Raw genomic sequence first — 6,652 nt, 5'->3', positions numbered from 1 at the left:
GGACTGTTGTTCTGGTTCAGCGGCGGGAACACCACCCGCGGCGCGCCGGACCTCGTGACATCGACTGGAGTCTCTTCGCGCGACACCAGCTTCTCGCCGCCATCGCCGGACAGCATCCGGTCAGGGTTCTTGGCGGCGCCCCCGTCGGATGGCGCCGGGATTACCTTGGTCGGGCTGTTGTCGGCCCGGATGATCGGCGGCTCGCCTGAGCGCGGCGAACCGACATAGGTGCGATAGGCAAAGGCAGCGCCGGTCCCGACCACGGCGAGCGCCAGCACCGCGGCGACCGTGATCAGGCCGCTCGAACGCTTCTTGGGCTCGGGCTCTTCCTCGTATTCGCTCTGGTAGGCATAGGGATCGTCCGGATAGGCCGGATCGCGCTGATAATCGTGCTCGCCGTTTTCCAACCGGCCGTACAGCGCATCGTCGTAGCGCGACGGGTCCTGCTGCTGCGGATCGTCGGCATATTGCTGGTGTTGCGGAGCCTCGTAATAGTCATCCCGCACGGGCGCTTCGTGCGTAGGCACCTGCGGCGGCTGGGCCGAATAGCGATGCAACGGATGCACCGGCGGCGCCTGATAGTCCGGCTCGTCGTCGTAGTTCTGCGGCAACGGTGACGGAAGCGGCGGCGGCGGGGTGGTGGTTTCCTGACGCGCGCGCTGCATCCATGCCGGCAGTGCCGGCGGCGCACCGCGCTCCTCTTCCGGCGGATCATACGTCGGCGGATCATATTGCGGCGGACGCGCATTGGCCCGCGACTGCAGCGGGTACGGCGCCGGCTTGGGGGCGTTCGCGAACGAGTCGTTCTGCCCGATCAGCCTTGCGAGCTCAGCCAAAGGATCGCTCTCGCCGCGAGCCTGGTCGGCGGAGGGAAAAGGTCGGTCCTGATATCGATCAGCCATCGTGATGATGCATCCCTACGGGACAGCGCCAACCCGCCATGTCAAACAAACCATGACGAGCGGCCCCTGCCAGATACCCTCACGAACCCCCATTCGTGAAGGCCTTCGCCCCTGCCTACCGCATCTCGGTCGGAGCGTGGACGCCGAGAACGGCTAAGCCCGATGCCAGAACCGAGACGACGCCCTGGACCATAGCCAGTCGCGCCCTCGTGATCTCTGCATCATTAGTCATAATGAAGCGTAAATAGGGCAAATCCCGCCCCTTGGTCCACAACGCATGAAATTCACTGGCCAAATCATATAGATAAAAAGCGATTCGGTGTGGCTCATGTGCGACCGCCGCCGCCTCGATTATTCGCGGATAGAGCGCCAGCCGCTTCAAAAGGTCCGTTTCGGCCGGATCTGTCAGCCGCTCGACCGGGGCGGAACCCAGCCAGGCGGCCCGTGCGGCATCGTCCTCGGGCAACTCGGGAACCACTTCGCGGGCATTCTTGAAAATCGAATGTCCACGGGCGTGACCGTACTGCACGTAGAAGACGGGATTGTCCTTCGACTGTTCGAGCACCTTGGCGAGATCGAAATCGAGCACGGCGTCGTTCTTGCGGAACAGCATCATGAAGCGAACGGCGTCGGAGCCGACTTCGTCGACGACCTCACGCAGCGTGACGAAATCGCCTGAGCGCTTCGACATCCTGACTTGCTCACCGGCGCGCAACAGCCGGACGAGTTGCACGACCTTGACGTCGAGCGCGGCCTTGCCGTCGCTGACGCCCTTCACCGCCGCCTGCATGCGCTTGATGTAGCCGCCGTGATCGGCGCCGAACACGTCGATCATGTCGAGGAAGCCGCGATCGACCTTGTTCTTGTGATAGGCGATGTCGGACGCGAAATAGGTGTAGGCGCCGTTCGACTTGATCAACGGACGATCGACATCATCGCCATAGGCGGTGGCGCGAAACAGCGTCTGGATACGATCTTCGTAATCCTCGACCGGCTTGCCCTTCGGCGGCGGCAACCTGCCTTCGTAGATGTCGCCCTTGGCGCGCAGGAAATCGATGGTCTCGGCGACCTTGTTGTTGCCGGTCTCAATCAGCGACCGCTCCGAGAAGAACACGTCGTGCTTGATGTTCAGCGCGGCGAGATCGCCCTTGATCATGTCCATCATCATGGCGATCGCCTTGGCGCGCACGATCGGCAGCCGGGCGGCCTCCGGCATCGCCTGCAGCTTGTCGCCATGTTCGGTCGCAAGTGCCTGACCGACCGGCACGAGATAGTCGCCGGGATACAGCCCTTCCGGAATTTCGCCGATGTTCTCTCCCAGCGCTTCGCGATAGCGCAGGAACGCGGAGCGCGCGAGCACGTCGACCTGCGCGCCGGCGTCGTTGATGTAGTATTCGCGCGTGACGTCATAGCCGGCAAAGTCGAGCAGGCCGCACAGCGCGTCGCCGAACACTGCACCCCGGCAGTGGCCGACATGCATCGGCCCGGTCGGGTTGGCCGAGACGTATTCGACATTGACCTTGGCGCCGTGGCCGATCGCGCTTTGGCCGTAGGACGCGCCCTCACGCAGCATCGTGAGCAGTTCGGCTGTCCAGACCTGGGGCTTCAGGGTGAGATTGATGAATCCCGGACCGGCGACCTCGACCGCGGCGACCAGATCGTCAGCACGCAATTTTTCCGCGATTTTGTCGGCGAGTTCGCGCGGTTTTACCTTCGCGTCCTTGGCCAGCACCATCGCGGCGTTGGTCGCCATGTCGCCATGGCTGGCGTCGCGCGGCGGCTCGACCACGACGCGGGAGAAATCGATGCCGGCGGGCCATTGGCCCTCGGCTGCGAGCGCGGCGCAGATCGCCTGCACGCGCGCCAGCGCGTCGGCAAACAGGTGTTGTGAAGCTGGCTTGTCGGACATGGGCGCCGCCTAACGCAAATCCGGGGTCGAGTCAAAAAGCCTTTGATGCTCGATTAAGGCAAAACGATCGGTCATTCCGGCGATGAAATTGCCGATCCGGCGCGCCCTTTCGCCCTCCGTTTCGCGCTCGGTGCCTTCGACCCATTCGGCCGGCAGGTCACCCGGCGAGGATTGGTAGCGCGCGAACAGGTCAAACAGGATGCCTTCGGCCTCGCCCATCACCCGCATCACCCGGTGATGCCTGTACATATGCAGCTTGAGGAACGACTTGATGGCGGCCTCCTGCTCCGCGACCTCGGGCGGAAAGGCGACCAGCGGCTGATGGTAATGGCGGACGTCATGGGCCGATTGCGGTTTCGCCGCCGCAAGGCGCCTGCCCGCCTCCGACATGACGGCGCCGATCATGTAGGAAATCAGCTCGCGCACCAGTTCCGCGCCACGCCTGGCGTCGTCGAGATTGGGATAGTGACGGTCGATCTCGCCGATGATCGCCTGCGTCAGCGGCATCACCTTGAGGTCGTCGACGGCAAACAGGCCGGCGCGCAGGCCGTCATCGATGTCGTGGGCGTCGTAGGCGATGTCGTCGGCGAAGGCTGCGACCTGCGCCTCCAGCGAGGCATAGCTCCACAGCTCCAGATCGAATTTCCGGTTGAACTCGGCAATGCCGATGGGAATCCCGCTTTCGGCCGCCACGCCCCGCGCGGTGAGCGGGCCGTTGTGCTTGACGATACCCTCCAGCGACTCCCAGGTCAGGTTCAGCCCGTCGAACTCAGGGTAGCGGTGCTCCAGCGAGGTTACGACCCGCAGCGCCTGCGCGTTATGATCGAAGCCGCCATGGGCGGCGAGGCACTTGTCGAGCGCCCGCTCGCCAGCGTGACCAAACGGGGGATGGCCGAGGTCATGGGCCAACGCCAGCGTCTCGGTGAGGTCCTCATCGAGGCCAAGCTGGCGGGCCAGCGCGCGGGCGATCTGCGCCACTTCCAACGAATGGGTCAGGCGGGTGCGGTAATGATCGCCCTCGTGGAACACGAAAACTTGTGTCTTGTGCTTCAGCCGCCGGAACGCGGTGGAATGGATCACCCGGTCGCAATCGCGCCGGAACGGGCTGCGGGTCCGGCTCGGCGGCTCCGAAAACAGCCGGCCGCGGCTCAAATCGGGATCGCAGCCATAAGGCGCACGGGGGGCAGCCATTCCGACCGACACGATTTTTTAGTCCTTATCCATTTGATTCCGCGAGACTACGCACTTAACTATGTCTGAGGCGCCATACCAAATGAATTGGGTATGACGGCTCTGGAGACGATGCCATGACCACTGCCATCACCGTCAGCGAGCGGGCTGCCCGCCGCATCGGCGAAATCCTCAAGGGCGAAGGCGACGGCGCCATGCTGCGCATCTCCGTCGAGGGCGGTGGCTGCTCCGGCTTCCAGTACAAGTTCGACGTCGACCATGCCAAGGCCGAGGACGATCTGGTGATCGCGCGCGAGGGCGCGGTGGTGCTGGTCGACCCGGCCTCGGTGCCGTTCCTCGCGGGCTCGGAAGTCGATTTCGTCGACGATCTGATCGGCGCGTCCTTCCGCGTGGTCAATCCGAACGCCACCGCATCGTGCGGCTGCGGGACGAGCTTTTCGGTCTGAGGCCAAGGCGCGGCCTATTTCCATCTGGCTCCGTGAAGCTTGCAATGACGCTGAGATAGCGGTCGCGCACCGCCACGACCCCCGTCGCTGCCAGCGTGGCGCCTAGTCGTCTCGGGGCGGCACATTCCTCGGACCTGATACGTCAAGCCGCTCGGCAATCGTGACGAGTTCGGGCAACGTTCGAACCTTCATTTTTTTCATGATCTCCTGCCGATGAGCCTTGATCGTTCGCTCGGTGCATCCGAGTTCGCGCGCGGCATGCTTGTTCGTCTTACCCCGCACGACCAGCTCAAAGACCTGCCGTTGACGTGGCGTCAGCGTCGATAGCCGAGCCCGTAGCGCCTCCAGTTCGCTGTTTAGCGCGCGCTCTGAATCGTGCCGCGCTATCGCCGTTCCAATTGCTCTCAATAGCTCATCCGCGCTTACAGGCTTGATCAAGAAGTTATCTGCCCCCGCCTTCATTGCCTTCACCGTGGTAGTGATATCCTGGTAACCCGTCAGAAAGATGATCGGCAGGATTGAGCCGCGTTCAGTCAAACGGCGCTGCAGCTCAGGCCCGCTCACGCCGGGCAGTCGGACATCCAGAAGAATGCAACCTCTCGCATTTTCGTCTGGCCGCTGATTCAGTAATTGCTGAGCCGATGGATAAGTGATGACTCTGTATCCGGCCACTTCCAGTAGTCGCTGAATGGCTGTTCGGAACGACGCGTCGTCATCCACGACATGGACGATGCCGGGCAAAATATTCTCCAGGGACGAAAAGTAGCGCTGTGCTTGCTTTTCTTGTTTGTTGTTGCAGCGCCTTCTCGCCCGGCCATTGCCAGTCGTGTCGCTCTTGGAGGGCAACTATCGATTTGGGATTGGGAGGGCAAATTAAATTCAACACCGCTTGCCGCACCGAAAGCCGGGGTGTGTCCTTCTGATTGCAAATGCCTCGCAAGTGCGGGCCGATCTGCTGAACGGGATCAGGTGCGTTCTTGAGCCATTAAGTTTGCTTATGGAGATTACGTTACCGCCGCGCCCTCAGGAGCATGCGCGCTCGCCGCTCCTCCGTCTCTAACAAATGATGTGGTGCTGACAACCGCGTGAAAGCGAAGCGTGCCTACCATCAAGCAGCGCATTCGGTGATGGATGGTGCGCAGGTTGCCGGCGCTGCTTGCTCACCCTGCGCGACTTCAGATCGTCATTGCGAGCGCAGCGAAGCAATCCATAGTGCCGCAAGTGGAGACGTGGATTGCTTCGCTTCGCTCGCAATGACGTTGGACCAGATTGCACCGAGCCCCTACGCCTCTCGCGCGTAGCGCGGCAAATCGGCTTTCAGCATCTCCAATACGTCGTCCCTCACGGGATCGCGCGTGCCGCGGGTGAAGGCAGCCGCGAGCGGCAGCTTGTTCATGTCGGAGGTGGCAAGGCGGATGAAGCGAACGCCGCGGGTTGCCATGCGCGATGTCCAGCGCGGGACGATGGCAACGCCAAGACCCGTGGAGACCAGGTTGACGATGGTCTGCTTCTCGTCGGCGATTTGTGCGACGCGCGCCTCGCGCCCGGCTTCGGCGAACAGTTTCATGGTGAGGTCATGGCTGTGCGGGCGCGACCGGCGTTCCGGTACGATCAGCGGCTCATCTTCGAGATCGGCGATGGTCAGGCGTTTGCGCTGTGACAGCGGATGACGCTCGGCAACGGCGACGACGGCCGTCTCGTGCAGCAGGAAGAGAAACTCCAGCCGCTTGTCGGGTCTATCCGGCGGACGCACGAAGGCGAGATCGAGCCGGCCGGACAACAGCCGCGGCAGCAAGCGCACGGTCTTGTCCTCGACCAGTTGGACGGTGACGCCGGGGCACCGCTTTCGGAAATCGTGCAGGAGCGGTGGCAGCAAGCCCGCGGCGGCGCTGTCGATCGCGCCGACGCGGATGATCGCGGCCCGCTTGCGACCGCGTGTGCGGAATTTTCCGGCGAGCGCATCGGCCTGCGCGAGTAGCGCCCTCGCCTCCTTCAGCAGCACGGCGCCATCGTCCGTCAGCGCGACGCTGCGCGTCGTTCGCATCATCAGCCGCGTGCCGAGGTCGTCCTCGAGCAGCCGGATGAAGCGACCGAGCGCCGACGGCAGCATGTCGAGCCGCTGCGCGGCGCGGCCAAAGTGCAGTTCCTCGGCGGCAGCCACGAAACAGCGCAAGTGATGCAGGTCCATCGGTCCTCCCGGGACG

General features: G+C 63.4%; 5 protein-coding genes and 1 pseudogene. 1 reads left to right on the top strand and 5 read right to left on the bottom strand.

The genetic code is table 11. From position 1 onward, the window contains the following. From CQ12_RS46120 to CQ12_RS07095, 3 genes and pseudogenes are all read right to left on the bottom strand, one after another. Nucleotides 1–902, bottom strand: a pseudogene (locus CQ12_RS46120) (SPOR domain-containing protein); the annotation flags it as partial. Nucleotides 903–1,017: 115 nt separating this feature from the next. Further along, nucleotides 1,018–2,811, bottom strand: coding sequence for an arginine--tRNA ligase (argS, locus tag CQ12_RS07100; RefSeq protein WP_057834620.1), 1,794 nt, complete (start codon nucleotides 2,809–2,811; stop codon nucleotides 1,018–1,020). A gap of 9 nt (nucleotides 2,812–2,820) precedes the next feature. Next, nucleotides 2,821–4,014: a deoxyguanosinetriphosphate triphosphohydrolase gene (locus CQ12_RS07095; protein ID WP_057834619.1), complete on the bottom strand. Its 1,194-nt coding sequence runs from the start codon at nucleotides 4,012–4,014 to the stop codon at nucleotides 2,821–2,823. Nucleotides 4,015–4,118: 104 nt separating this feature from the next. Between CQ12_RS07095 and erpA the strand changes: the two genes are divergently transcribed. Further along, nucleotides 4,119–4,448 (top strand): iron-sulfur cluster insertion protein ErpA, encoded by a 330-nt coding sequence (gene erpA, locus CQ12_RS07090; RefSeq protein WP_057834618.1) that lies wholly within the window; start codon nucleotides 4,119–4,121, stop codon nucleotides 4,446–4,448. Nucleotides 4,449–4,550: 102 nt separating this feature from the next. On the opposite strand, the gene CQ12_RS07085 is transcribed toward erpA, so the two are convergent. Then, nucleotides 4,551–5,189, bottom strand: coding sequence for a response regulator transcription factor (locus CQ12_RS07085; RefSeq protein ID WP_057834639.1), 639 nt, complete (start codon nucleotides 5,187–5,189; stop codon nucleotides 4,551–4,553). A gap of 541 nt (nucleotides 5,190–5,730) precedes the next feature. Then, a complete protein-coding gene (locus CQ12_RS07080; RefSeq protein WP_057834617.1) occupies nucleotides 5,731–6,636 on the bottom strand; it encodes a LysR family transcriptional regulator in 906 nt (301 codons plus the stop codon). Nucleotides 6,637–6,652: the final 16 nt, after the last annotated feature.

Origin of the sequence: Bradyrhizobium jicamae, from assembly GCF_001440395.1 — a bacterium.
Taxonomy (GTDB): Bacteria; Pseudomonadota; Alphaproteobacteria; order Rhizobiales; family Xanthobacteraceae; genus Bradyrhizobium; species Bradyrhizobium jicamae.
Note: the sequence above shows the minus strand (reverse complement) of the source record. Positions and strands in the feature narration are given on the sequence as shown.

Bases quoted from the DNA above. Each gene is read 5' to 3' on its own strand.
- argS (WP_057834620.1), bottom strand. From the start codon at position 2,811: ATGTCCGACAAGCCAGCTTCACAACACCTGTTTGCCGACGCGCTGGCG.
- erpA (WP_057834618.1), top strand. From the start codon at position 4,119: ATGACCACTGCCATCACCGTCAGCGAGCGGGCTGCCCGCCGCATCGGC.
- CQ12_RS07080 (WP_057834617.1), bottom strand. From the start codon at position 6,636: ATGGACCTGCATCACTTGCGCTGTTTCGTGGCTGCCGCCGAGGAACTG.